This is a genomic window from Kitasatospora sp. NPDC001225 (assembly GCF_053597855.1).
On sequence record NZ_JBSFJC010000122.1, the window covers coordinates 1 to 24,664 of the forward strand.

Here is a 24,664-nt window from a genome sequence, read left to right on the forward strand (position 1 = left end):
GGGTGTTGGTTGTTGACCCACACCTCGACTTCCCACTCCGCACCACCCGCCGGACGGCTCTTCGGACGGCGATTCGGTCGGCGATGTGCTCAACCGACCGTAGGACTGCGGCGTTCGAGGAGGACCACGTCGCGCCACCGGCCGTCGCGCCGGCCGATGCGCTCCCGCGTCCCGACGACCCGGAACCCGGCTCTGGCGTGCAGCGCGAGACTGGCCGTGTTCTCAGGGAAGATCCCCGACTGGATCGTCCAGATCCCGGCCCGCTCGGTGGAGGCGATCAGCGCCTCCAGCAACGCGGCGCCCACGCCACGCCCCCGCGCTTCGGGGTGGACGTAGACGGAGTGTTCGACCACACCCGCGTACGCGCACCGGTCCGACACCCGGGCCACCGCGGCCCAGCCGAGCACCCGGCCGTCCCCGTCCCCGTCTCCGTGTCCGTCGAGGGCGACGAGACGGTGCTCGGCCAGTCGCGCGGCGTCGAACGCCTCCCAGCTCGGCGCGGCGGTCTCGAAGGTGGCGTCGCCGCCGTCGATCCCGAACCGGTAGATCGCCAGGACCTGTTCGGCGTGCGCCGCCGTCATCGCGACGACGGTCACGTCCCCGTTCACGCCCCCGCCCCCACGCCCAGTTCGGCGAGCAGACCGCGGACCCGCCGCTCGATCTCATCGCGGATCGGGCGCACGGCGCCGACGCCCTGGCCGGCCGGGTCCGCCAACTGCCAGTCCAGGTAGCGCTTTCCGGGGAAGTACGGGCAGGCGTCGCCGCAGCCCATGGTGATCACCACGTCCGAGGCCCGGACCGCCTCGACGGTGAGGACCTTGGGCGTCTCGGCGGAGAGGTCGATCCCCACCTCGGCCATCGCCCGGACCACGGCCGGGTTGACGGTGTCGGCGGGCGCGGAGCCGGCCGAGCGGACCTCGACCCGGTCGCCGCCGAGGTGGCTCAGGAAGGCGGCGGCCATCTGGGAACGGCCGGCGTTGTGCACGCAGACGAACAGCACGGACGGCTTGGACGGCCCGGACGGCAACACGGCTGCGGGCACGGGCGGCTGAGGCTCAGACACGGGCGGACCCTTCGACGGCGGTGGCGGGCTGGGGGAAGTAGCGGCGGGCGGCGAGGGCCACGTGGACGAGGCCGATGAGCACCGGCACCTCGATCAGCGGCCCGACGACTCCGGCGAGGGCCTGGCCGCTGGTGGCGCCGAAGGTGGCGATGGCGACGGCGATGGCCAGTTCGAAGTTGTTGCCCGCGGCGGTGAACGCCAGGGTGGTGGCGCGCGGGTGGTCCAGGCCCACCGCGCGGCCCAGCGCCAGGGAACCGGCCCACATGACGGCGAAGTACACCAGCAGCGGCAGCGCGATCCGGGCGACGTCGAGGGGCTGCGAGGTGATCGCACGGCCCTGGAGCGCGAACAGGACGACGATCGTGAACAACAGCCCGTACAGCGCGAACGGGCCGATCCGCGGCAGCAGCCCGGTCTCGTACCAGGTGCGGCCGCGGGCCTTCTCGCCCAGGCGGCGGGTGAGGTAGCCGGCGGCGAGCGGGATGCCGAGGAAGATCAGCACGCTGCGGGCGATCTCCCAGGCCGACACGTCGAGCGCCGCCTGTTCCAGGCCGAGCCACCCGGGCAGCACGGACAGGTAGAACCAGCCCAGCGCGCCGAACGCGACCACCTGGAAGACGGAGTTCAGGGCGACGAGCACGGCGGCGGCCTCCCGGTCGCCGCAGGCCAGGTCGTTCCAGATGATCACCATGGCGATGCAGCGGGCGAGGCCGACGATGATCAGCCCGGTGCGGTACTCCGGCAGGTCGGGCAGCAGCAGCCAGGCGAGCGCGAACATCACGGCGGGCCCGACCAGCCAGTTGAGCACCAGGGAGGGGATCAGCAGCCGGCGGTTCCGGGTGACGGTGTCCAGCCGGTCGTAGCGGACCTTGGCGAGCACCGGGTACATCATCACCAGCAGGCCGAGCGCGATCGGCAGCGAGACGCCGGTGACCGTCACCTTCGCGAGCGCGTCGCCCAGGCTCGGGACGAGCCGGCCGAGGCCGATGCCGAGGGCCATCGCGGCGAGGATCCAGAGCGCGAGGTAGCGGTCGACGAACGACAGCCGGCCGGCGACGGGGGCGGGGGCGGGCGCCCCGGTTGCGGCGCTCACTCGGCGGCTCCGAGCGACGCCGGGCCGGCTCCGAGCGGCGCCGGGCGGGTGAGGACGCCCGCGAGGCGGTCGGTGGTCTCGGGAACCAGCCGGTAGTACACCCAGGTGCCCCGGCGCTCGGAGTCGATCAGCCCGGCCTGCCGCAGCAGCTTCAGGTGGTGGGAGATCGTCGGCTGGGACAGGTCGAAGGCCGGGGTCAGGTCGCAGACGCACACCTCGCCGCCGGCGCCGGAGGCGATCATCGACAGCAGCCGCAGCCGCACCGGATCGCCCAGGGCCTTGAACAGCGGCGCCAGTTCGGCGGCCTGCCCTTCGTCCAGCGGAGCGCTCAGCAGCCCGGGGCAGCAGCCGTCCGCGCCGTCGTCCTGGCCCAGCACTCGGAGTTCCTGTTTCGACATGCTTCTATATTGACGAACGCCGATCCAGTCCGCAAGCTTGCATCGACGGATATCGATCCAGGCTCGATCCAGCCTGTTGGAGGCCACCATGTCCCGTGTCCAGCTCGCCCTGCGCGTCGCCGACCTCGAAGGCTCCATCGCCTTCTACGCCAAGCTCTTCGGCACCGAGCCCGCCAAGCGCCGCCCCGGCTACGCGAACTTCGCCATCACCGAGCCCCCGCTGAAGCTCGTCCTCATCGAGGGCGAGCCGGGCGAGGACACCCGCCTGGACCACCTCGGCGTCGAGGTCGCCTCCACCGAGCAGGTCACCGCCGCCACCACCCGCCTCCGGGACGCCGGCCTCGCCGCCTTCGAGGAGAACGACACCTCCTGCTGCTACGCCGTCCAGGACAAGGTCTGGGTGACCGCCCCCGGCAAGGAGCCCTGGGAGGTCTACGTGGTCAAGGCCGACGCCGACACCCTCGGCAAGAGCGCCGCCGGCGCCCCCGAGGCCTGCTGCACGGGCACCGCCACCGGCGAGGCGTCCACCTGAGCCGGCGTGCGCGGGAAGTCGGCATGCGCGGGAAGTCGGCCCGGCCGACTTCCCGTGCACCGGGCCTGATTGGATGACGACCATGAACAGCGGCGGTCACCAGGAATCAGGCCTCTCGAAAAGCGTCTGGAGCGACGCCGACTTCGAGGAAATGGGCTGGCACGACGCCACCGTCCACGGCCTGTACGTGCAGCAGACCGACGACTTCCTGCCGCGCCTCCTCCTCGACCTCGACTACATCGTCCAGTGGGTCCACCCCGTCCGGCCCGCGCGGAACTTCTCCTTCTGGGTCGCCCCCGCGACCCTCGCCTTCGAAGAGGTCTGGGACCTCCAGGGCGACTTCGGCTTCGAGGGCATGGCCCCGGAGCTGGAGATCGCCGACCTGCACCGGCTGGCACCGGACGACGACAAGCAGGACTCGCCGCACTGGCACATCGAGGGCCACTCCTTCGACCTGAAGTTCCGCGCCTCCGGCTTCCGCCAGTACGTCCGCGAGACCCCGCGGCTCACCTCGACCCCGGTCCTGTCCGGCGCCGAGCGCGGCGGCTGCCGCTTCACCGAGGCCGGCTTCGCCTGAGCGGTTCCGAGGGCCCGCGAGCCCGCTCAGGCGAACGCCCCGTCCACGGGCCGGCACTCCCCCGCCCCCAGGCGAACGACGCGCGCCCGAAGGCAGGTCCTAGGCTGGGCCGCATGAGAAAGACGCAGGTGGGCGGGGTGATCGGCCGGTGGATCCGGTCGCTGAACCGGGGGCAGGAGCTCTCGCACGAGGCGGCGCTGCGGCAGTCGGCAGTACGGATGCGCGGGCGGCTACTCCTCCACCCGGTGGAGGGGCCGTGGCAGGAGCTCGCCTACTGGGACCCGCTGCCGGCTGCCCGGGAGATGACCGACTCGGTGGGCTACGGTCGCTGGGAGCAGCGCGGGAGGCTGAACGTACCCGGCCCGTTCTACGCCGGCGAGACCGACAGCGGGCTGAACGGGCCGTACTACCTCCCCGAACACGTGCTCTCCGACGACAGGCACTGCGAGTTCGTCCACCGCCAGCCCGTCAACCCGCGTGAAGTGGCCGCCCTGGTCGAGATCGCCCACGACGAGCCCCTGGGCGGCTACGCCTGGGACGGCGACCTGCACTGGACCCCACAGGCGGTACGCGACTGGTGGGCCCGCCGGGACGAGGTCCGCGCCTGGATCGCCGACGAACTGCGGCTGGGCGACGACAGCCGCAACGAACCGGACGCCCTGCGCCAGTACGCCGCCTACCTGGACGACGGGCTGGAGGCCTACCTGCGCGGCTACCTGTTCTGGCTCACCGAGCACCGCGAACCCCGCGCCGGCGAGGCACTGCCGGAACTCTGACCCTCGGCGGCGGGCACGAGGAGCGGAAAGCCGGCCGGACCCGCCATACCAGGGCCCCTGCCGGTCGGCAGGGGGCGGACCGCCGTCCCGGACGAGCCGTGCCGCGAGGAGCGCGGACGGGATGTCGCCGATGGACCGTCATGTCCGTTTAGGGTGGCGCCCATGACCGACCAGCACCCCACCTCGGCCTTCCACGCCGCCAACGCCGACCCGGCGGACACCGACCGGCTGGTCGCCGCGCTGGACGCCCAGGCCGCCAACCCCGGGGTACGGCGCCTGCGCACGTGGGCGCACGAGCGGCTCGCCGTACGCCCTGGCGAGCGCGCGCTGGACGTCGGCGCCGGCACCGGTTCGGAGACCCGGGTGCTCGCGGCGGCGGTCAGCCCGGAGGGCGGTGCGGCCGGCGGCAGCACGGGAAGCGCGATCGGCGTCGAACCCCACCCCGGCCTGCGGGCCGTCGCCGAGCGGCGCGCCGCCGAGGCCGGCAGCCCGGCCCGCTTCCTGGACGGCGACGCGCAGGCGCTGCCGCTGCCCGACGGCGAGCTGGACGCGGTCTGGTGCGAGCGCGTTCTCCAGCACCTCACCGACCCGGCGAAGGCCGTCGCCGAGATCGCCCGGGTGCTGCGCCCGGGCGGCCGGGTCGCGCTGCTGGACACCGACTGGTCGACCTTCGTGCTGCACCCGGTGGCCCCGGACGTCCGCCCCGCGCTGGCCGCCGTCGTCCAGGGCGCCGCCGCCCAGCCGGAGGCCGGGCGCAGCCTCGCGGGCTGGCTGGTCGAGGCCGGGCTGACCGTCGACACCCTCGGCGCCGACGTCCTCCTGCACGACCCCCACACGGTCGGCGGACCGATCCTCCGCGGTCTCGGCGCGGCGGCCGTCGGCCGGGGCCTGCTCACCGAGGAGCAGCGCGACCGGCTCTACGCCGACCTCGACGCGGCCGCCGGGCACGGGGCGTTCCACCTGTCGGTGACGATGTTCGCCGCGATCGCCCACCGGCCCCGCTGACCGGCCGCTCGAACGTTCTCCTGATCCTCAGGGCCCTCAAAGCCGGTGCAGCGCCGCCTCGCAGAGCCGGCACCGCTGCTGCTCCAGCTCGGGCGGGTACCACGGCTCGCCCGGCCGGGCGGGACGGTAGTGGGCGTGCTCCATCGGCGCGGTGTCCAGCCCGCAGAGGGTGCGCGCCTGCGGGTCCTCCGGGACGTCCGGGTCCTGGCCGGCGGCGTGCACCGCGACCACGCCCGGCCCGACGCCCTCGGGGCCGAGGGCCTGGTCCGGGGCCAGTTCGAAGAGGACGACGATCGCAGCCACGGTCCCACCGTGGCGGGCGGCGGCCGTCCGCGCATTTCGATCTTCACCCCGCCGGGGCCGTCCGGCCCCGGATTGCCGGCGTCGTGAACCTGCCAAAGCAGTGGCCGCGTGCTCCAAGATGACAAGCGCACCACTCGCACGCCTCGCACGACCGACCGGACCGACCCCGGATCGACCCGGACCGACTGGACCCAAGGAGCCGCACCATGGGCATCGCACGTCGTGAACTCCTCAGCTGGGGCGCGGGATTCGGCGCCGCCGCCCTCGGAGGCCTCGCCCTCCCGGGCAGCGCCTCGGCCTCCCCTTCTGCCGCCGCCTCCTCGACCACCCCGCGCGGGCTGCCGACCGACAGCTGGATGAGCCGCCTGAACGGCAGCACCTCCCTCCTGGACCTCACCATCCCCGGCACCCACGACTCCTGCTGCGAGAACCCCGCCTACGGCACCGAGTGGTCGCACACCCAGAACTGGGGCCTCCCCCAGCAGTTGACCGAGGGCGTCCGCTTCCTCGACATCCGCTGCAACGGCCTCCAGGGCGCGCCCGACGAACTCGGGATCTACCACTCGGACAACTACCAGCACCTCCGGCTCCAGGACGTGCTCGACCAGTGCCGCTCCTTCCTCCGCTCGCACCCCGGCGAGACCGTCCTGATGCGCCTGCGCAACGAGCGCGCCGGCGGCCAGGCGCTCGACGACACCGAGTTCATGCGGCGGATCAACCACTACCTCGACGGGCTCGGCTACCGCGGCCTGTTCCACTTCTACGGCTGGCCGACCCTCGCCACCGCCCGGGGGAAGGTCGTCCTGATCGCCGACTTCACCAACCCGTGGGGCCTGATCGACTGGTCCAGCGGCGAGAACGGCTACTTCGACACCCAGGACCTCTGGCAGACCGGCGGCACCGACCCCCTGGGGACCAAGGGCCAGCGCATCGTCGCCCAGTTCGACAAGGCGTTCGTCAACCCGGGCTACTCGAAGATGTTCGTCAACTTCCTTTCGTACGCAGGTGGTTACTGGCCCAAGACCAGCTCTCAGACCTTGATGGACCGCAGCATCTACCCGTACCTGAACGCCCGCACCCAGCAGCGCGCCCGGTTCGGCATCGTGCCGATGGACTTCCCGGACTTCCACGTCAACGTGCTGCAGATGCTGATCGACAAGAACTTCGTCTAGGCACATCGGCAACGGCACCATCCCTCTCGGCACCATCCGCCTCGGCCCCCTCGGCCCCCTCCCGCACCCGAGGGGGCCGAGACGTCGACCGCACGCCCTCGGGGCCGCCCTTCGCGAGATCCCGCGCACGCCCGTTCCGCATCAGCCCGGGGATGTAAACCCGTGGGCCAATGCCAGATGACAGATCATCAATCCACAGGCCGATGCCGCCCCCGCGCCCCACGTGACAGCGTTCCGCGCATGGACACCACGCCGATGGACACGACGCCGACGGGCACCACGCCGATGGACAGCACGCCGACCGCCCGCCCCACCGGACCGAGCCGCCGCCGCATGCTCGGCGCCGCCCTCGCACTGGGCGCCGTCGCGCCGCTGGGCCTCGCCCACGCCGCCTCGGCCGCCCCCGCCTCCACCCCCGCTTCCTCCACGGGCACCGGCACCGGCCCCGGCTCCCCCGGCCGCCTCACCCTGCCCGCGCCCACCGGCCCCTTCCCCGTGGGCATGGTGCCGCTGCACCTGCGCGACGAGGCCAGGCTCGACCCGAACGCCCGGCCCGGAAAGTTCCGCGAGCTGATGGCCACCGTCTGGTACCCGGCCCGGGCCGCGGCCGCCGACGCGTACCCGCTCGCCCCCTGGATGACCGACGGCGCCCTGAAGGCCTTCCTCGACGACGCCGGCTTCCCCCTCCCCCTCTCACTCGCCCCGCTCACCGCCGGCCACCAGGGCGCCCCCGTCCACCGGGCCGGCCGGCCGCTGCCCGTCATCGTCTACTCGCACGGCGCGGGCAGCCACCGCGCCGACCACACCATCGTGGTCCAGGAGTTGGCCAGCCACGGCTTCGCCGTCGTCACCGTCGACCACACCCACGACGGATTCACCGAGTTCCCCGACGGCACCGTCGTCACCCGGGACGGCGTCGCCCCGGGGCTGGCCCCCAAGGACTACGCCGCCGACCTGCTCTTCCTCCTCGACCGCGTCGTCGACCTCGCCAACGGCCGCAACCCCGACGTCGACGGCCGCACCCTGCCGACCGGCCTGCTCGGCAACCTGGACGCGCGGAACATGGGCGCCTTCGGCTGGTCCAAGGGCGGCACCGCCGTCGGCCTCGCCATGGTCGCCGACCAGCGCATCCGCGCCGGGCTCACCCTGGACGGGCGGATGGAGTCGAACCCCGCCATCACCACCGACATCGACCGGCCGTTCATGATGATGACCGCCCGCTACACCCGGGCCACCAGCCCGTTCATCGAGACCTTCTGGGGCCACCTGCGCGGCTGGCGCCTCGACGTCCAGGCCACCGGCGCCATCCACAGCTCCTACGGCGACAACATGACGCTGATCCCGCAGGCGGGCAAGCTGCTCGGCATGACCGAGCAGGAGATCCAGTCCCAGGTCGGCACCCTCGACCCCGACCGCGGCGTCCTCGTCCAACAGGCCTACCCGCGCGCCTTCTTCGACCTCCACCTGCGGGGCCGGCACTGCGGCAACCTGCTCGACGGACCGTCGACGGCCTTCCCGGAGGTCGTCTACCACCCGTAGGCCCGGTACGGCGGGCGGCCGTCACGGGGGTACGGCCGCCCGCAGACGCTCAACTCCCCTCCCTGATCTTCGGGTTGACCGCGCAGAAGTAGACCCGGCCAGTCTGCTTGTCAAAGTAGAAGCTCCCCGAGTACTGGGTCCGGGTGACCGACTCGTCGAAGGCCCTGCTGTGGAGCCACCCGGTCGGGTCACCCACCTCGGCGGCGATCTCCTCCGGGACACCGCAACCGATGGAGACCTCCTCCCACGTCCCGTTCGCCGTGATCTCCGCCAGCGTCGCCGACTCGACCCGTGCCACCCCTTGCATACTCACGTCGGTCGGCCCGGGAACCCACGTCACGGAGTTCTGCGTCAGCACCCGACCGACCCACATCGCCGCCGACAGCGAACCCAGCTGCGGGAAACGGCGCGTCAGCGGTTCGAGGTCCGTCCGCACCTGCACCGGAGTCGTGGCGACGGCAGTCGGCCAACGGTCCGCCCCCTGCTCGGCGACTGCCGCCCTCGGGCCGGCTCCGCAGCCCGTGGCAAGCACCAACGCGGCGGGAACCGCCATCAGCGCCCCGGCCGCGGCCCCGCGCCGCCGACTCACCATCATGCGCTTCATGAGGTCACCATCCCTTGACCACCCGTAGCCGACTGATGAAGTACCGCCCTCATCACAGAAGTTCGGCGTCGGCCAGGCAGAATCCGCCCGTACAGCGGGCCCGAGGGCGGCCGGCCCCTCAGCACTGCACGACACGGCCCTTCTCGAAGCCGAGGTCGAGACGATCCTCGTCCGGCTTCCCGTCCCGCTGGACGGCCACCCGGTACGACCCCTGGAGATTCCTCGGGATCGAGGCGGTGTAGACGGTGCGCCGGGCCCCGGCCAGGTCGACCGCGTACACCTGGCGGACCGGGAAGTCCCTTCCCTGGCACGACAGACGGTCGATCGTCTCACCGCTGGCCATCACCCGCACCACCCACGACGCCTCCCCGTCGCGTTCGCGCAGCCCCGGGTCCACGAAGACGCCGACGCCGGGAACCCGCCGCCCGGAGGTCTCCTCCACCGTCTCGCACCAACCCGCCATGACGCTCTCCGACGCGGCGCACAGACCCCCGGTCCGCTCCGCCTGCCAGATCAGCTCCGGCCCGTACCCGCCGTCGTACTCGACCAGCGTGAACCGATCACCCGCCGGCGCCGTCCCGTTCTCCTTCGCCGTCCGCAGGATCACCTGCTTCGAGCTCTCCGCAAACACCGGCCGGACCACGGGCGCCGACGTGACACCCTTGCCCGCCACCCCTCCGGCCCCACCCCCGCTGCACGCACTGGCAGCACACGCCAGACCCACCAGGAGCACCCGGAACACTGTCGAACGTCCCACCACGCGAATCGCCTCCCCCACCGAAGACCGGCCCCTTTCCCGTTCGTCGTTCTCATCAGCCGGCACGTGCACGTGCCCCCGTCCTCCGGACGGGCCTCGCCGGGATTTCCACTCCCCAGGAACTCGGCCGAAGCAACGCGCGCCTGACTGCTGATCAGGACTTGGTCATCAGGATTCCTGGTTCCTTCAGCAGCCAGAGATCTTTCCCGTTCTCCTGAGCCGTCAAGTAGAAGCCGCAGGCTCCCCCGTCGCCCTTCCGCTTCGCCACCACATGAAACCCGGGGCCCACGTCGTCAACGAAGGATTCCCGCCAATGCCCCTCGATCTCCACCAGCTGCGCCTTGTCCGCCGCGGAGCCGCTACACACGTACGCCGGCACCTGCGCGGACCCCAGCTTTCCCTCCTGAAGCAGCTCGACGACAGCCGTCCCGCCCGTCCACCGCCCGATCGGATCGGGCATGTCAGGCCAATCCGGCCGGATCACCAGCCATACGGCCCAACCTGTCCCACACATAACCAGTAGCCCGCCGAGCAGACTCCACAGGACAAACCGCCGTCCCTTCACGCACCCCTCCTCAAGATGTTCACCGGCGACGCGGCGGGGTCGCCACAAAGGACGCCCCGCCGCGTCTCAGCATCCGAACGTGTCGGCTCAGCCCTTTTCCCAGTCGTCGAAGTCACCTCTCCGGGCATAGTTCCCGGAGGCCAGGTATTCCCGAGCCGAATCGATGATGTAGGTCATCGCGGGCGATGGCCTGATGTCCCAGCTCACCAACTCCGGCGGCCCGAACTTCTCTCGGGCCGCCTGGCCGATCGCTCGGCCCTTCACGTTGTTCATCAGGTCGGCTATGTGGTCCTCCTGCGAATCCTTGGAGCCGTACGCCTCGTGGGCATCAGCCCACTCCCACGCGGCCTGCTCCCCGAAGTTGTACGTGAGCAGCCCTTGCCACACGGCGTGGTGAAACGCGTTCGACTCGTCGCTGTCCCTGCCCTTCGGGACATCAGGATATTCCGTGTACTTGAGGTCGTCCGCCGTGTATTTGATGAGAGCCGCCTGGCCGCATTCCAGCAGGTGCGTCTTGCAGAGGTCCCACTCGGCAGGCGCCACCAGGTCGTCCTTCTTCTTTGCCTTCGGGTGCTCCCCGTTCTCATCCCAGGTGTACGGGTATTTGGTCTTCTGGTTGTACTTCTTCAGTTCGGAAAGCCCGTAGTTCCTACGGGCCAGCCTCATCATCTCCTGCGCTTTCTGGACCTCCAGGTAGAGCTGGTAGCGGAACTGGCGGATGGGCTCCTCGGCCTTGATCTGCTTGACGATCGCCGGATAGTTCTCCCCGAAGCCTTCGATCTTGGTACCCATGTTGGAGCACTTGGCCATCCCGTTGGCGCACTCCTCCAGTGCCATGCCGGTCGGGTCGGTCTTGTCCACCGGGTTGTTGTTGCTGTAGGCGTAGGCGTTCCACTGCTGCGGGTCCTCGGGGAGGATCAGCGGGTCCGGGCTGAGGAAGCGGCCGGTGCCCGGCTGGTACTGGCGGGCGCCGAGGTTGGTGAAGCCGGTGGCGTCGTCCTTCAGGCCGCCGACGAAGCCCTTGTCGCCGGCCCAGGAGTTGGCCGCGCCGGAGCCGCGCAGGACGCCGAACGGGTCGGTCCAGCGGCGGGTCTCGGTGCTGGTGGCCGAATCGATGGAGAGCGTGCCGGTGTTGTGGTGGTCGGAGAACTGGTAGGTGAGCTTGGTCGGGCCCTGGCGGACCAGGGTGACGCCGCCGGGCATGGTGTAGTAGCGGGTGCCGGTGCTGGTCTTGCTGCCGGTGTCGTAGACGAGTTCGTCCCCGCCGCCGAGGTTGACCGTGACCTTGCCCGGGTTGCGGCGGATCAGCTGGTTGCCGTCCGCGTCGTAGACGTAGCCGGTGGTGGAACTGCCCTGCTTCATCGAGGCGAGCTTGCCCTCGGCGTCCCAGGTCAGCTCCGCGCCGTTGGCCGCGTCCACGGCGTTCCAGGTCTTGGAGTCCCACTTGGGCACCCAACCCGGTGCGTACACCATGAACTTGCCGTCGTCCTGGACGACCGCGAAGTACTTGCTGTTCGGCCCGACCCACGACTGCGAGGACCAGAGCGGCACGCGCTGCGGGTCGTAGACCACGAAGTTGCCGTCGTCCTGCATGGTCGCCCACGCACCCGGGTGGTTCGCGGTGTTGGTCGACCAGGTCACCAGGCCGGTGCGCAGCGAGGTCAGCACCAGGTTGCCGTCGGTCTGCATGGTCAGCTGGACGGAGTTGGAGCGCACCGACTCACCGGGGTTGAGCACGAAGCCCGCGCCCAGCGTCTTGTTGGCGCCCGGGTTGGCGGTCTTCGTGGTGTTCCCGGCCGCGTCGTACTGGTTGCCGCCGGGAGTGCTGCCGTTGTTGGGGAAGGTCGACTTCACCGTCGTCGGCGCGTGCGGACCGCCGGTGCCGCCGCCCGTGCCGGCCGCGGTGGTCGGCGTGTTGCGGGTGCCCGGGGCCGGGAAGGCCTGGTCGATCGTCAGGTCCTTCGAGACGTCGCCGGTCGGGTTGTGCATGACCAGCTTGGTCCGGTTGCCGACCGCGTCGTAGGTGTAGTCCTGCCAGTACGCCGCACTCCCGCCCACCGTGGTCTTCGCCGGGGCGACCGCACCGCTGGTCGGCGTCGCGTTGGCGCACGCGCCCTGACCGGCGAGCGACGGGGTCGGCTGGTTCAGCTTCCCCGTGTCCGACCAGGCCGAGGTCAGCCGGCCCAGGTAGTCGTGGGTGAAGCACTGGAGGTCGGTCGCGGCCGGAGTGTTGTTCGGGATCGTCCGGATCGCGGTGATCTGGCCCGCCGGGTCGTACGCGTAGGTGGTGTTCTGGACGGTGCCGGTGCTCGATGTCTGCTTGTCGACGTACTGGGTCAGCACGCGCCCGGTCGGCTCGTCGTACGTGTTCGTCGCGACGATCTGCGTACCCCACGGGTTCATCGTGGTGCGGATGTTACGCCCGTAGGCATCCCAGTCCGCCTGCCGCAGATAGGTGTAGCCGGCCCCGCTCATGTCGTTGAGCTTGCCGTACATGTCGTAGTTGTAGTTGACCGACTCCTGCGCCAGGTCGCCCGCCGCGGCGCGCCCGTCGGCGACCAGGGCGCCGGTGATCGGGTTGTAGGCGGCCGAGTAGTCGAAGGTCGCCTGCTGTCCGGCCTTGCCGATCTCGTCGCCGGGGATGGAAACGGTGGTCTTCGTCGGGCGGTAGGCGGTGTCCAGCGCGGTGATGGTCTTGCTGTACACGGCGCCCTTCGCACCGCCGACGTATCGGATGGACGCCGCGCTCTGCCCCTTGGCGACCATGTCGTAGGTGAATCCGGTCAGCTGGTTCGCCGGGTCCACCGTGCCGTTGAAGGTTCCGGTCTTCCGCCCCAGCAGGTCATAGCTGGTGGCAACGGTCTGACCGCGCGCATCCGTGGTGGTCGCGACCCGGCCCGCCGCATCGTAGGCGCGGGTCGAGACGCCGGACTCCGGGTCGTCCGCCTTCACCTGCCGACCGCGCTGGTCGTACGTGTAGCTCCACGTGTTGCCCGCCGCGTCGGCCCTGGTCGACGGCTGGCCGCCCGGGGTGTAGGTGTAGCGGGACACGTCAGCGTCGGCCGGGTTGCCGGTCGCGGTAGGCGTCCGGTACTGCCACAGCTGGGCGGTGCGGCCGCGGGCGTCGGTGACGGTGCTGGTGGCGGTCGCGCCGGCCGGCGGCGTCACGTCGACCCGGTCCGCCCCCGGGTACGCCGTGGTGGTCGTGGTCTGCACCTTGCCGAGGGCGACGAACTGCGTACTGACCGAACGCCCCAGGCCGTCGAGTTGGACCACGTTCTGGTGCGGCACCATCGCGCCGTCGGGGATCCACCGGGTGGTGCTGGGGCCGGAGGTGTCCTCGTAGTAGTTGTCGTAGGTGCGGTTGACCCGCCCCTGCGAGTCGTAGAACGAGTCCGTGATCAGCCGGCCGTGGTAGGCCGAGACTGCCGGGTCGCCCTGGGTCTGCACCGTGCGGCCGAGCCCGTCCAGGATCTTGGTGGACGTGCTGTAGGTGTGGCCGTCGGCCCGCAGGGACCTGGCGATGGTGGTCGAGGGCGACTTGGCGCCGTTGACAGCGTAGTCATAGGTATAGGTGGCCTCGGCCGCAGTGTCCCGCCCGGGCACCCAGACCGCCTTCAGTCGACCCAGGCCGTCGTAACTCTGAGTCGCCTTGCGGTCGTTGGCGTCGGTCGTGGTGAGCACCAGCGCGCGGGACGGGTTGAAGGTGACGGTGGTCGTGCGGGGTGTGCCCGCGTCCGGTGCGCCGGCCGGGGCCGGGGCGCCGGTGACCACCTTGCTCGGCAGTTCGCCGGGGCCGGCGGGGGTGTACGCGGTGGTGGTGACAGCTCCGTTCGGATTGGCCTCGTCACTGACGGTCGGGTCGGTCTCGGAGGTGACCCGGCCGTACGCGTCGTAGCCCTTGGCCGCCGTGGTCACGTACTGCGCGGCGCCGTTGGCGTCGTAGCGGTCCAGCACCTGCGTTCCGGTGACCTCGCCCTTGGCGGCCGAGGCGCCGAAGCCCTGGCCGTCGTAGAGCGTGCGGGTGTCGGAGACCGTGTTGGCCGGCGAGGCGTCCGCGGTGCAGGCGTTGGCGCCGGAGATCACGTAGGTCTCGGAGATCCGCCCGGTCACCAGCTGGCCCGGGGAGGTCGCGTAGCGGTACCGGGTGCAGATGTCGGGTGTGCCGTCGGCGGTGCTCAGCGAGGTGGTGGTCCGGTTGTTGTTCGCCGGGTCCGTCGAGGTGACCGTCGAGGTGCTCCGGGTCCCGGTGGTCGTCACCGAGGTGCTGACGGAAGTGGACGTGGTCGACAGGTAGTTGGCCACCAGGTCCGGCAGCCCGGTGCGCTTGTGGGTGGCGGTCGGCTTCAGGCCGGAGGTGCGCTCGTAGGAGTTGACGGTGTAGGCGACCGGCGTTCCCGCGGGGGCCGCGGCGTCGGCGTAGGTGTCCGTCTCCAGGACCTGGCCGGACAGCCATTCCTCGTCGGTCCTGCTGCCGCTCTTCACCCCGGCGACGGACGCCGCCTTGGCGCTCCCGTTCGCCTTGATGTCGCCGTTCATGCCCTGGTAGTAGCTGGTCGTCGACTTCGCCTGCGGCCCGTCCTTGCCGGAGCCGGTCACCGTGGTGACGCCGGCGTAGCCGCGGAACTGGTCCCAGGTGCGGTAGTCCGACTCGACGAGCGCGCCGTCGTTGCGGTGCCAGGCCGCCGGGCCGTAGGTGTACGAGGTGGTCGTCGCCACCGCGCCGGTGACCAGCTTGGCGTTCGGGTCGACGGTGACCGTCTCCACCGGGTAGCGCAGGAACCAGTCGTCCACCGTGGCCTGCACCCCGGTGTCGAACCACTTCACCGGGAAGCAGCTCCTGTCGTTGTTGTCCGCCGAGGCCGGCATCCTCCCGGCCGTGCGCGAACAGGACTCCTTGGCGTACGACACCAGGATCGTGCCGCCGGTCTCGGTGCCGATGACCGCCAGGCGCGGGCGGTTGTAGCGCGGACGCGCCGGCACCAGTCCGTCGACGCGGTTGGGCAGCAGTTCGTCGGTGAAGGTCACCTCCGGCAGGGACTGCTCGGACTGGCCGTTGGCGGTGTCCTTGCCGGTGCGCTTCACCGACTGCAGCCAGGCGATCGGCGCGTTGTCCGTCGCGTTCTGCGGCGTCTTGAACTCGTGCACGAAGTCGTACCGGTCCACCGGGCGGTAGGTGGCGCCGGAGCGGATCGAGGTGGTGACGGAGTTCAGCCACAGCGTCGACCAGTAGGTCGGGCCGTAGTTGGTGCAGGCGCCGGTCTCCGGGCACTGCTTGTCCATCGGGACGTCCGGCCAGTTGGCCGCGTTCGCCGCCGTGCGCTGTGCCGGGTCGCAGACCGCGCCGGACTTGCAGCGCTCACCGGCGGTGAAGTCGATCTTCGCGGCGGGCTGGAACGCGCCGTTCGCCCCGAGCTGGTCGGACAGCAGCTGGCCGTAGCCGATGGAGGCGAGCACGCCGCCGCGGGTGTACGACGTGTTCGTGCCCTTCCCGCTGTTCTGGGCGCCGCCGCGCGCGTACACGTTGGCCTCGGGCGTGTAGGAGTAGGTGGTCAGGTTGCCGTGCGGGTCGACCACGTAGTCCAGGTTCCAGCGCCACGCGCTCTGGCACCAGGAGCCCTTGCCCTTGGCCGCGTCGTAGCACGGGTCGCCCGGGTTGGGCGAGTACACCGGCACCGTCCAGGCCGACCTGCTCTCCGGGCCGACCTTGGCCGGCGCACCGTTCGCCGCCGGGAGCTGGTTGAGGCCGAAGTAGAAGACGCTGCCCGAGGCCGTGTCGGTCACCTTCAGGTACGAACCGTTCCAGGTGCCGTTGTTGGCGCCGGTGAGGAACTCGACCTTCGTGCCGTCGTCCCGCTTCAGTCGCCAGGTGCACTTCGACTGCTCGTCGGCGGCGGCGCCGCCCTTGGCGCAGGACTCGTCGTCCGGGACCAGCTCACCGGAGTGGCCGCCCAGCGACAGCGTCAGGTTGACGCCGCCCCAGCACTGGTCGCCCGAGCCGGGGATGCCCGCCTTGTCGCAGCCGCGGTAGCCGCGCTCGACGTAGCCGGCACCGAGGTCCCAGCCGTCGCCGATCCAGGAGGCCTGCGCGTTGGTGGAGGCCGTCTTGCCGTCCACCGCCGAGGAGTCGTAGCCGAGCGACACCGACGGCGCCGTGCCGCCCAGGGCCGGCGGGACCACGATCGGGTAGCTGTACGTGAACGAGCCGGCGGAGCTCCCCGCGGCCCACGCCTGGCTGGGCGAGAGCGGGGTGGCGCTGTAGGTACCGGTGCCGCTCTCGGGGGCGCCGTTCAGCACCAGCAGCAGCTGCGGCGCGGCCGCCGGGGTTCCGGCCGGGGCCGCCTCGGCCCGCTGGGGTGTGCCGGCCGCGCTCGCGGCCGGCAGCTCGACGTCCGCGACCAGTCGCTTGGCCTGCTCGTCGTACTGCGCGGCGACCGGCGTACCGGTCCGGCAGCCCTCGGCGTCCGGCGTGGTCAGCGCGCACTCGGGCAGGGCGGTGAGCCGGGCGCGGTGCGCGAAGTCGCCGCCGAAACCGAGCGAGCCCAGGTCGATCCCGACCCGGACCTTGCCGTCGCCCGCCACGCCGTCGGCGCGCGAGAGCGCGACCAGCGTGCCCGGCACACCCGCGGCGGCCGCGGCCTTCGGGTCCGCGACCTGTACCTGCACCGAGGCGGCCGGTGCGGCGGCCCCGGTGACCGGCGCCAGCCACACGGGCAGGTCGCCGGCCTGCCGGGAGGCGCCGGCGGCGGGCTGCTGCCCGTCCGGCGCCGCGGCGTTCTTCGACGCCGCCGCCGGTGCGGCGTCGAGCGCCACCACGGCCTTGCCGTGCTTCGGCTGGGGCGTCGCCTTCGGCGGCACCCAGTTCGGCGAACCGGTCGGCGCCGCCGCCGGCTTCGGAGTGTCCGCCTTGCCCGGGACCGAGGCGGTCCGCTGGAGCGGCGTGTTCGGCGGCGTCCAGACCTTGTCCTTGTTGTCACCCGAGGGCGCCGCGAAGGCCGGCACCAACGGGGTCACCAGGGAACCCATGACGGCCAGTGAGCTCAGTACGGCCAAGCGCGACTTCAGCCGCGTCGGAGGCGGCCCCTCCCGTCCCGCCCTTCGGCGGAAGCGGACAGGTGTCGTCAACATCCCTACCCCCCTGTTTTCGTAACGTCGTGTCATGTTCGGACGCACCCCACGAACGAACGACATCCGGGCGGAGAGTAAAGCGGGGGCAAGCCGCGGGTCTAGGTCGGACCAGGCCCGATGCGATAGTGACGATCATCACAGTTACTCCGAATCGGGAACCGTCGGGCCAAAGCGGACAGGGTTGCGGAAATGCGAAGTTGACGATCCGTTGACCATCAGCGGTAAGTTTTCTGACCATCTCTGCACACATTCTTCGCAGAATCGATCATGCCTGGTCATGCCCGATCAGGACATTTCTCGTGGGGGGACCTCACCATGCCTGCCGCTCCTCCTGGAGCCAGCTCCCGCGCCCGCCGCTCCGGACGCCCGCCGCGACCGGTCGTCGCCGCGGCGATCGGCCTCGCCCTGGCCCTGACCTCGATCGCGCCCGTCGCGGCCGCCGACGCCCCGCCCGTGCCGCCCACTCCGGCGGACGCCCAGCCCTCCCCGGTGCCGCCGGACCTCGCCGCGCGGATGGCCGCCGGTGACGCCCAGCGGGCCGGTGACGTACCGCCGACCAACCCGACCGAGAAGGCCGTCGCCGAGGCGAGGAAGACCGGCAAGCGCGTCCAGATCCCCGAGTTGACGGACGAGGTCAGCGAGACCTTCGCGACACCGACCGGCCACCTCTCCCGCATGGAGCACGTCGAGCCGCAGCGGGTGAAGCAGGACGGCGCCTGGGCGGCGCTCGACGGCACCCTCGTCCCGGACGGCCAGGGCGGCTACCGCCCGAAGACCGCGTTGTCCGGGGTCCGGCTGTCCGGCGGCGGCCAGGGCCCGCTGTCCACCCTGACCAGCGCCGACGGCGAGACGCTCACCATCGACTCGCCGTTCCCGCTCACCAAGCCGACGCTCGACCCGGGCGGCGAGGCGCTGCTCTACCCCGAGGTCGCCCCCGGGGTCGACCTCAGGGTGACCGCCTCCAGGTTCGGCGGGCTCTCCACCGTCCTGGTCGTCAAGACCGCGGAGGCGGCGAAGAACCCGGCGCTGAGGAAGGTCCGCTTCGGCACCCAGGGCAAGGGCGTCACCGTCCGGGCCGACGAGGCCGGCAACCTCACCGCCGCGACCGCCGACGGCACGTCCCGCTGGCACGCACCCACCCCGCAGATGTGGGACAGCTCGACCGGCGGCGCCCCGGCGGCCGCCAAGTCGGCCCCCGCCCTGAGCGGTTCGGCCGCCGACGCCCCGCAGGCGAAGCCCGAGCAGCGCAGCACCGCCGACAGCCCCGGCTCCGGCGCCAAGGTCGTCGACATGCCCGTCTCCGTCACCGGCGACGCCGTGGAACTGACCACCGACGAGTCCGTGCTCGGCAAGGGCCAGGGCCCGTGGTTCATCGACCCGGGCTGGATCCCCGACCGCAACGGCTCCAACGCCTGGACCTGGACCCAGTCCGGCTACGCGGGCACGGCCAACATCGGCCGCACCGTCAGCAACAGCGGCGACCAGTACGCCAAGCCCGGCGTCGGCTACCAGGGCTACCGGACCACCAAGGGCGTCGAGCGCACGTACTACCAGTTCGACACCCACTGGTACCGGGGCTTCGTCATCAACAAGGCGATCATGTCGATGTGGGAGACGGATTCCTCCGCCTTCTCCTGCACCGACAAGTACACCCTGGACCTCTACACCACCGGCCCGATCGGCAACCAGACCACCTGGAACAACCCGCCGGGCGTCATCGGCGGCCGGCTCGGCGAGGCCGGGGTCCCCGGTGCGGGCCAGCCGGGCTGCACCGGCAAGTACCAGTTCAACTACGACGTGACCTGGGCCTACCGGACCTACGCCACCGGTAAGGACACCATGACCTTCGGGGTGTTCGCCCGCAACGAGTCCGACGCGATGGCGTTCAAGCGGCTCGACTACAGCGCCGTCGTCGAGATCGAGTACGACCGCGTCCCCGACACCCCGACCAACCCGTACGTCTGGCCGGCCCCGACCACCTCGGTGCCGTGGGCGGAGAACCAGGGCTGCAACGGCTCCTTCGGCTGGCTGAACTCCTCCTCCGGCTTCAACGGCGCCGTCTCCCTCAACGCGACGGTCCACAGCCCGGTCCAGAGCTCGCTCGCCGCCTGGACCCACATCTGGGACTACGCCGACCTCAGCGCGGACGTCGACAGCGGCCTGACCCCGCTGGTGGCCAACGGCGGCGTCGCGAGCTTCCAGGTGAATCCCGGTGTCATCAAGGACGGCCACTACTACGGCTGGGGCACCATGGCCGACGACGGCTACGCCCCGAAGTCGGCCTCGACCCCGGTCTGCCACTTCGGCGTCGACCTGACCCCGCCGACCCTCTCCGTCCCGAACGCCGACACCGTGCTCACCGACGGGCAGCTGGCGACCACCTTCCCGCCGTCCGGCAACGGCCAGGTCAGCAGGAAGCGCCTGGGCGAGCAGGGCCTGGTGCCGTTCACCGCGGCCGACCCGACCCCGGGCGGCACCTCCTCCGGCGTGGTCTGCGCCCGCTGGTCCTGGGACCCGCAGTTCGCCGGTGCCGCCTGGGCCTGCGGCAACGACTACCCCGCGAACGGCATTCCCGTCACCTCCGGCCGCTGGGGCACCAACGTCCTGTACATCCAGGTCCTGGACAACGCCCGCAACGTCTCGCCGGTCGCCCAGTACTCCTTCTACGTGCCGTGGAACCCGGACGGCCCGCCGCCGGTCTTCGGCGACGTCAGCGGCGACGGCTCGGCCGACATCCTGCTGCCCGACCAGGCCGGCTACCTCCGGGCGTACAGCGTCCCGGGCAACCCCAAGGTCCAGGCCCCCGCGGTGGCCGCCGTCGCCACCCCCGCCGACGCCCCGAAGGGCACGTCCTGGAACGACGTCCAGTACGCCCACCGCGGCACGCTCAGCGGCGGCAACAACATCGACGACGTCATCGTCCACGCGCCCGGCAGCCCCGAGCTGCTGGTCTACCCGAACCCGGGGAACACCGGCGTCCACGGGCGGATCGACAAGCAGCTGCCACTGCCCAAGCCGAAGTGCGTGAAGACCTCCACCGAGGACTGCGCCTGGCTGACGGCGGCCGGCTACAACGCCGCCGACTGGTCCACCACCCTGCGGATCGCCGCCCTCGGCGACCCGGTCAGCACCGACCTCGACCCGAAGCTCGGCTTCAGGAACAAGACCGGCCTGCTGACCGTCGAGAGCACCGGCAACGGTACCGACGCGGCCCTCTGGTACTACCCGGCCACCAACGCCAACGTCCTGGGCAAGCCCGTCCGGCTGGCGGCGTCCGGGTGGAAGGACAAGGAGCTGATCGCCCCCGGCGACTGGGCCAAGCAGGGCCGACCGGGCCTGTGGGCCCGCAACCTCGCGGACGCCGCCGACGGCGCCAAGCACGACCTGCTCGGCTACACCTTCACCACCGGCACCGTCACCGCGACCGACAACCAGGGCGCGCCCGTCATCGACAGCACCGGCAAGCCGCTGCTGGTCCCGACGCTGACCCAGCTGGTGCCGGTCGGCACCCGGATCGGCTGGGTCTCCACCGACACCTACCCGACCCTCGGCTCCGACGGCGACCTCACCGGCACCGGCAACGCGAGTCTGTGGGGCAGGAAGGCCGACGGCACGGTCGAGATCTGGTGGGGCCGGCCCACCACCCCCGGCAACCCGTCGGCCGGCTACACCTGGGAGGTCGGCCCGGTCACCGTCACCAACACCCAGGTCACCCCGCAGTGGTGGGCCCTCGACGGCACCGGTGACAGCAGCGGCACCAACACGCTCTACAGGAACGGCGACCCCGCGACGGCCGCCTACCCGACCGGCGCCGCCCTGACCACCGACCACAACCGCGCCGCCGGCAAGGCCACCGCCTTCGACGGCGCGACGGTCTACCGCACCACCGCACCGGTCACCTCCGGCGCCACCACCCCCGGCCTGGACACCACGAAGAGCTACAGCGTCTCCGCCTGGGTCAAGGTCGACAACACCGACGGCTACCAGACCGCGGTCGCGCTGCCCGGCAACGAGGCCAGCCCGTTCTACCTCCAGTACTCGCGGAACTTCAACAACTGGGCCTTCATCCTGCCGAGCAACGACAGCGTGAACCCCACGGACTGGTACCCCGTGTACGACCGCAGCGGGCGCACCGGCGTGACGGTCGGCCAGTGGACGCACCTCACCGGCACGTACGACTCCACCGGTGGCATCGCCACCCTGTACGTCAACGGCCAGGCCGTCGGCAACGCCAAGGTCGGCACCACCTGGAAGCCCCCGGCCGGGCCGCTGAGCATCGGGGGCGTCACCCCCCGGAACATCGCCCCCGTCGACCTCGTCAAGGGCGCGGTCAGCGACGTGCGGATCTACCCGTACGCGCTGACCGATCCCCAGGTGAACACCGTGGCCACCGCCCAGTCCGTCGTCCGGATCCGCAGCGCGGTCGACCCGCGCAAGTGCCTGGACAACTGGGGCGGCAACGACGGCGCCCAGCTCCGGGTCTACGACTGCTGGAACGGCGACAGCCAGCACTTCCTGACCACCCGGCAGAACCAGCTCAAGGCCGTGCCCACCGGGCTCTGCCTGGGCACCCGGGACGCCGACGTCGTCAACGGCACCCCGGTCGTCGCACAGGCCTGCGGCAACGCGGCCGCCCAGACCTGGATCCGCCGCTACGACGGCTCGCTCTACAACCCGGCGTCGAACAGGTGCCTGAACCTGCACGGGTGGGTCACCGAGAACGGCTCCGGGCTGAACGTCTGGCAGTGCGCCGACCAGGCCAACCACCACTGGCTCTTCGACAACCAGACCCTCGCGGGCGTGTAGCCCCCGTCCGGTCGCCGTCAGGCCACCGCCGCGGCCCCTCACCCGAGCGCCTCGTGCGTTCGGTGGGGGGCCGCGGTGGTGTTCGGAGGGCGGGGCGGGTCAGACGCGGCGGCCCTCGGTGGGGGTGGCGGGGACGGCCGTGGGGGCGGTGGTGCTGCCGGCCTTGGCGCCGAGGGCGCGTTCGACCTTGGCGACGGCGGTGCGGTACTCCATCGAGGCGGCCTGTTCGTTGCTGCCCTGGCGTTCGAAGTAGCCGAAGGCCATGGCCACCGTGCCGAAGCGTTCGATGCCGACGTAGCCGTTGAGTCGGACGCCGGCCAGGGTGCCGTCGAGGTGGACGGCGGGGGCGTCCTTGCGGTCGCCGAGGGTGACCGGGCTGACGGTGAAGGTCACGGTGTCGCTGGGGCCGGCGTTGAAGGTGATGGTGTGGCAGGTCTTCAGGGCGTCGGCGGCGGAGTTGAAGTCGGTGGCGAGTTGGTCGGACGGCTCGGCCGCGAGGGCCTGGGTGACCATCGGGTTGCCGTTCGGGCCGTCGAGTTCGGTCTCGGCGCGCGGGATCGCCGCGCCCGGCCGGGTGACGTACATGTTGATCAGGGCGCTGAGCGCGTCGCATCCGGTCACCGGGTTCGACGGGCTCGCGCTGGGGCTCGCGCCGGCGCTGGGGCTGGGGCTCTGGGTCACCGGGGGCTCGGTCCAGCCGGGGCCGAGGTCGGCCGCGGTCAGCAGGGCCGACTTCAGCTGGTCGGCGGAGGGCAGTGGCTGGGCGGTTGCGGCGGACGCCGGGAGGGCGGCCGGGCCCAGGGCGACCGCCACGACGACGGCCGCGGCGGTGAGGGCGTGGAAGGGCCTGGTCAGAGACATACGGGTCCCCCGGTCGAGAGTTCGGGAAGGGACAGGCCACCAGTGTCCCACCGGGGGCTGGGCCGGGCGCGCGGGCGGGGATCGGCGCAGGTCAGAGCCGGTCGGAGGCCGCGGAAGCGTCGGAGGGGCGGGCCGGGCGGGAGGGCTCGGCCGGCAGGGTGTCGAGGGTCTCGGCGAGCCACTGCACCCAGAAGCTCTCCAGTCCGATGCCGGCCCGCAGCACCGCGTGCTGGAGCCGGTTCTCCTCGTCCGCCCGCTCGGCCGGGAAGTCGCGCCGCTCGATCTCCCGGTAGTCGGCCAACTGCTCGCGGTGCAGGGCGAGATGGCGTTCCAGCTCGGCCGTCAGGCCGTCCGTGCCGACCACCGCGGCCGCCCGCAGCCGCAGCAGCAGGGGCTCCCGGACGGCGCGCGGCGCGGCGCCCTCGGCGGTCCAGCGGGCCAGTTCGGCGCGGCCCTCCGGGAGCACCTCGTACTCCTTCTTCTGCCCGCGCACCGGTGCCTCCGGCCGGAGGGCCCGGATCTGTCCGGAGGCCTCCAGCCGGCCCAGTTCGCGGTAGATCTGCTGGTGGGTGGCGGGCCAGAAGAAGCCGATCGACCGGTCGAACCGCCTGGTCAGCTCCAGCCCCGAGGACGGTTTCTCCAACAGGGCGGTGAGGATGGCGTGCGGCAGCGACATGCCGTCGATCGTACGGGGAGCGGGCAGGGGACGAACGGGGCGAAGGCGGGCTACGGACTGCGGGCTGCGGGACGGGCCGGGCTCAGCCCCGGGTGGGCGCGGGGGCGTGCCGGTCGAGCACGGCGCGCAGCCGGTCGGGGTCGGCGGTGCCGCGCTTGGGCAGGACGGCCAGGCAGGAGTTGTTCTTGTCGTTGCTCAGCAGGACGAACAGCCCCGGGGTCTCCACGTGGTGCGGGACCGCCTGCCAGGTCAGGGTGCTGGTGGAGTGGCGGTTGGTGATGGTCACGCCGGACGCTGCCACGGTGGCGGTGAACTCGCCCTTGTCGGCGGTCAACTTGTGGAACTGGCCGGCCTGCAGCCGGGGCAGCCAGAGGAGCAGGGCCAGCGCGGCGAGCACCATGAACACCGGCGGGAAGCCGATGCCCTTGCCGGTGGAGAGGTCGAGCGCGGCGATGAGCGGGCCGCACACGACGAGCAGGTACAGGAACGCCCGCTGGCGCCGGCCCGCGCGCGTCGCCCGGGACCGGGCGGCCAGGGCCTCCCGGAAGTCCGCCACCGTGGGCGTGTACGCCAACTCGACCCGCTCGTCCGCCGCCGGCTCGTCCGCCATCGGCGCGTACGCCGTCTCGCCCTGCTCGTCCATCGGCCTGCTCTCCCCTGTGATCCGCTCCACGCCCCGCGCACCGTGATCCGCGCTGCGACCTGCGGATACTAGCAACGGCCCCCGGGCGGACGGCGATTCACCGCCGGGCTGTCGCTGTCGATCTTCATGTACTGGGGCTGGGACACCTGCCTGACCATGAACGAGG

The 24,664-nt window shown here is 71.7% G+C and carries 19 protein-coding genes; 7 read left to right on the forward strand and 12 right to left on the reverse strand.

Annotation, left to right across the window (positions count from 1 at the left end; translation table 11 throughout):
• Positions 1-89 precede the first annotated feature (89 nt).
• The 4 genes from ACWDCZ_RS31040 to ACWDCZ_RS31055 are packed head-to-tail and all read right to left on the reverse strand — an operon-like array spanning position 90 to position 2,554.
• A complete protein-coding gene (locus ACWDCZ_RS31040; protein ID WP_449817578.1) occupies positions 90-581 on the reverse strand; it encodes an N-acetyltransferase family protein in 492 nt (163 codons plus the stop codon).
• A 23-nt stretch (positions 582-604) separates the two neighbouring features.
• The gene (locus ACWDCZ_RS31045) at positions 605-1,063 is read right to left on the reverse strand and encodes an arsenate reductase ArsC (RefSeq protein ID WP_449817564.1); all 459 of its coding nucleotides are present in this window, start codon (positions 1,061-1,063) and stop codon (positions 605-607) included.
• On the reverse strand, positions 1,056-2,156 hold the full coding sequence (arsB, locus tag ACWDCZ_RS31050; RefSeq protein WP_449817565.1) for an ACR3 family arsenite efflux transporter: 1,101 nt from the start codon (positions 2,154-2,156) through the stop codon (positions 1,056-1,058). Before arsB ends, ACWDCZ_RS31045 begins: the two co-directional genes overlap by 8 nt.
• On the reverse strand, positions 2,153-2,554 hold the full coding sequence (locus ACWDCZ_RS31055; protein WP_449817566.1) for an ArsR/SmtB family transcription factor: 402 nt from the start codon (positions 2,552-2,554) through the stop codon (positions 2,153-2,155). The genes arsB and ACWDCZ_RS31055 overlap by 4 nt, the downstream gene beginning before the upstream one ends.
• 88 nt (positions 2,555-2,642) lie before the next feature.
• Here ACWDCZ_RS31055 and ACWDCZ_RS31060 point away from each other — a divergent pair, with 88 nt between their 5' ends.
• The 4 genes from ACWDCZ_RS31060 to ACWDCZ_RS31075 all read left to right on the forward strand — a co-directional run bounded on the left by ACWDCZ_RS31060 (position 2,643) and on the right by ACWDCZ_RS31075 (position 5,444).
• Positions 2,643-3,086, forward strand: coding sequence for an ArsI/CadI family heavy metal resistance metalloenzyme (locus ACWDCZ_RS31060; RefSeq protein ID WP_449817567.1), 444 nt, complete (start codon positions 2,643-2,645; stop codon positions 3,084-3,086).
• Positions 3,087-3,159: 73 nt separating this feature from the next.
• Positions 3,160-3,663: a hypothetical protein gene (locus ACWDCZ_RS31065; protein WP_449817568.1), complete on the forward strand. Its 504-nt coding sequence runs from the start codon at positions 3,160-3,162 to the stop codon at positions 3,661-3,663.
• A gap of 113 nt (positions 3,664-3,776) precedes the next feature.
• Positions 3,777-4,439 carry a ferredoxin gene (locus tag ACWDCZ_RS31070; RefSeq protein WP_449817569.1) on the forward strand — a complete coding sequence of 221 codons (663 nt, stop codon included), beginning with the start codon at positions 3,777-3,779 and terminating at the stop codon, positions 4,437-4,439.
• 162 nt (positions 4,440-4,601) lie between these two features.
• Positions 4,602-5,444, forward strand: coding sequence for a methyltransferase domain-containing protein (locus ACWDCZ_RS31075; protein WP_449817570.1), 843 nt, complete (start codon positions 4,602-4,604; stop codon positions 5,442-5,444).
• Between the two features lie 36 nt (positions 5,445-5,480).
• On the opposite strand, the gene ACWDCZ_RS31080 is transcribed toward ACWDCZ_RS31075, so the two are convergent.
• Positions 5,481-5,747, reverse strand: a complete 267-nt coding sequence (locus ACWDCZ_RS31080; RefSeq protein ID WP_053111985.1) for a hypothetical protein — start codon at positions 5,745-5,747, stop codon at positions 5,481-5,483.
• A 206-nt stretch (positions 5,748-5,953) separates the two neighbouring features.
• Between ACWDCZ_RS31080 and ACWDCZ_RS31085 the strand changes: the two genes are divergently transcribed.
• Together ACWDCZ_RS31085 and ACWDCZ_RS31090 are read left to right on the forward strand one after the other, a co-directional pair.
• Positions 5,954-6,919, forward strand: coding sequence for a phosphatidylinositol-specific phospholipase C (locus ACWDCZ_RS31085; protein WP_449817571.1), 966 nt, complete (start codon positions 5,954-5,956; stop codon positions 6,917-6,919).
• A 240-nt stretch (positions 6,920-7,159) separates the two neighbouring features.
• The gene (locus ACWDCZ_RS31090) at positions 7,160-8,458 is read left to right on the forward strand and encodes an alpha/beta hydrolase family protein (RefSeq protein WP_449817572.1); all 1,299 of its coding nucleotides are present in this window, start codon (positions 7,160-7,162) and stop codon (positions 8,456-8,458) included.
• 49 nt (positions 8,459-8,507) lie between these two features.
• Here ACWDCZ_RS31090 and ACWDCZ_RS31095 read toward each other — a convergent pair whose 3' ends face one another.
• The 4 genes from ACWDCZ_RS31095 to ACWDCZ_RS31110 form a co-directional block, all read right to left on the reverse strand.
• Positions 8,508-9,062, reverse strand: a complete 555-nt coding sequence (locus tag ACWDCZ_RS31095; RefSeq protein WP_449817573.1) for a hypothetical protein — start codon at positions 9,060-9,062, stop codon at positions 8,508-8,510.
• Positions 9,063-9,180: 118 nt separating this feature from the next.
• Positions 9,181-9,693 (reverse strand): hypothetical protein, encoded by a 513-nt coding sequence (locus tag ACWDCZ_RS31100; RefSeq protein ID WP_449817574.1) that lies wholly within the window; start codon positions 9,691-9,693, stop codon positions 9,181-9,183.
• Between the two features lie 280 nt (positions 9,694-9,973).
• Complete coding sequence (locus ACWDCZ_RS31105; RefSeq protein WP_380780427.1) at positions 9,974-10,279, reverse strand: hypothetical protein; 306 nt, start codon at positions 10,277-10,279, stop codon at positions 9,974-9,976.
• Between the two features lie 192 nt (positions 10,280-10,471).
• Positions 10,472-17,410 (reverse strand): RHS repeat-associated core domain-containing protein, encoded by a 6,939-nt coding sequence (locus tag ACWDCZ_RS31110; RefSeq protein WP_449817575.1) that lies wholly within the window; start codon positions 17,408-17,410, stop codon positions 10,472-10,474.
• 417 nt (positions 17,411-17,827) lie between these two features.
• Here ACWDCZ_RS31110 and ACWDCZ_RS31115 point away from each other — a divergent pair, with 417 nt between their 5' ends.
• The gene (locus ACWDCZ_RS31115) at positions 17,828-22,318 is read left to right on the forward strand and encodes a LamG-like jellyroll fold domain-containing protein (RefSeq protein ID WP_449817576.1); all 4,491 of its coding nucleotides are present in this window, start codon (positions 17,828-17,830) and stop codon (positions 22,316-22,318) included.
• A gap of 99 nt (positions 22,319-22,417) precedes the next feature.
• On the opposite strand, the gene ACWDCZ_RS31120 is transcribed toward ACWDCZ_RS31115, so the two are convergent.
• From ACWDCZ_RS31120 to ACWDCZ_RS31130, 3 genes are all read right to left on the reverse strand, one after another.
• Positions 22,418-23,179, reverse strand: a complete 762-nt coding sequence (locus ACWDCZ_RS31120; RefSeq protein WP_049650191.1) for a sensor domain-containing protein — start codon at positions 23,177-23,179, stop codon at positions 22,418-22,420.
• A gap of 91 nt (positions 23,180-23,270) precedes the next feature.
• The gene (locus tag ACWDCZ_RS31125) at positions 23,271-23,855 is read right to left on the reverse strand and encodes a PadR family transcriptional regulator (RefSeq protein ID WP_449817577.1); all 585 of its coding nucleotides are present in this window, start codon (positions 23,853-23,855) and stop codon (positions 23,271-23,273) included.
• A gap of 82 nt (positions 23,856-23,937) precedes the next feature.
• On the reverse strand, positions 23,938-24,528 hold the full coding sequence (locus tag ACWDCZ_RS31130; RefSeq protein ID WP_375874516.1) for a YcxB family protein: 591 nt from the start codon (positions 24,526-24,528) through the stop codon (positions 23,938-23,940).
• Positions 24,529-24,664 lie beyond the last annotated feature (136 nt).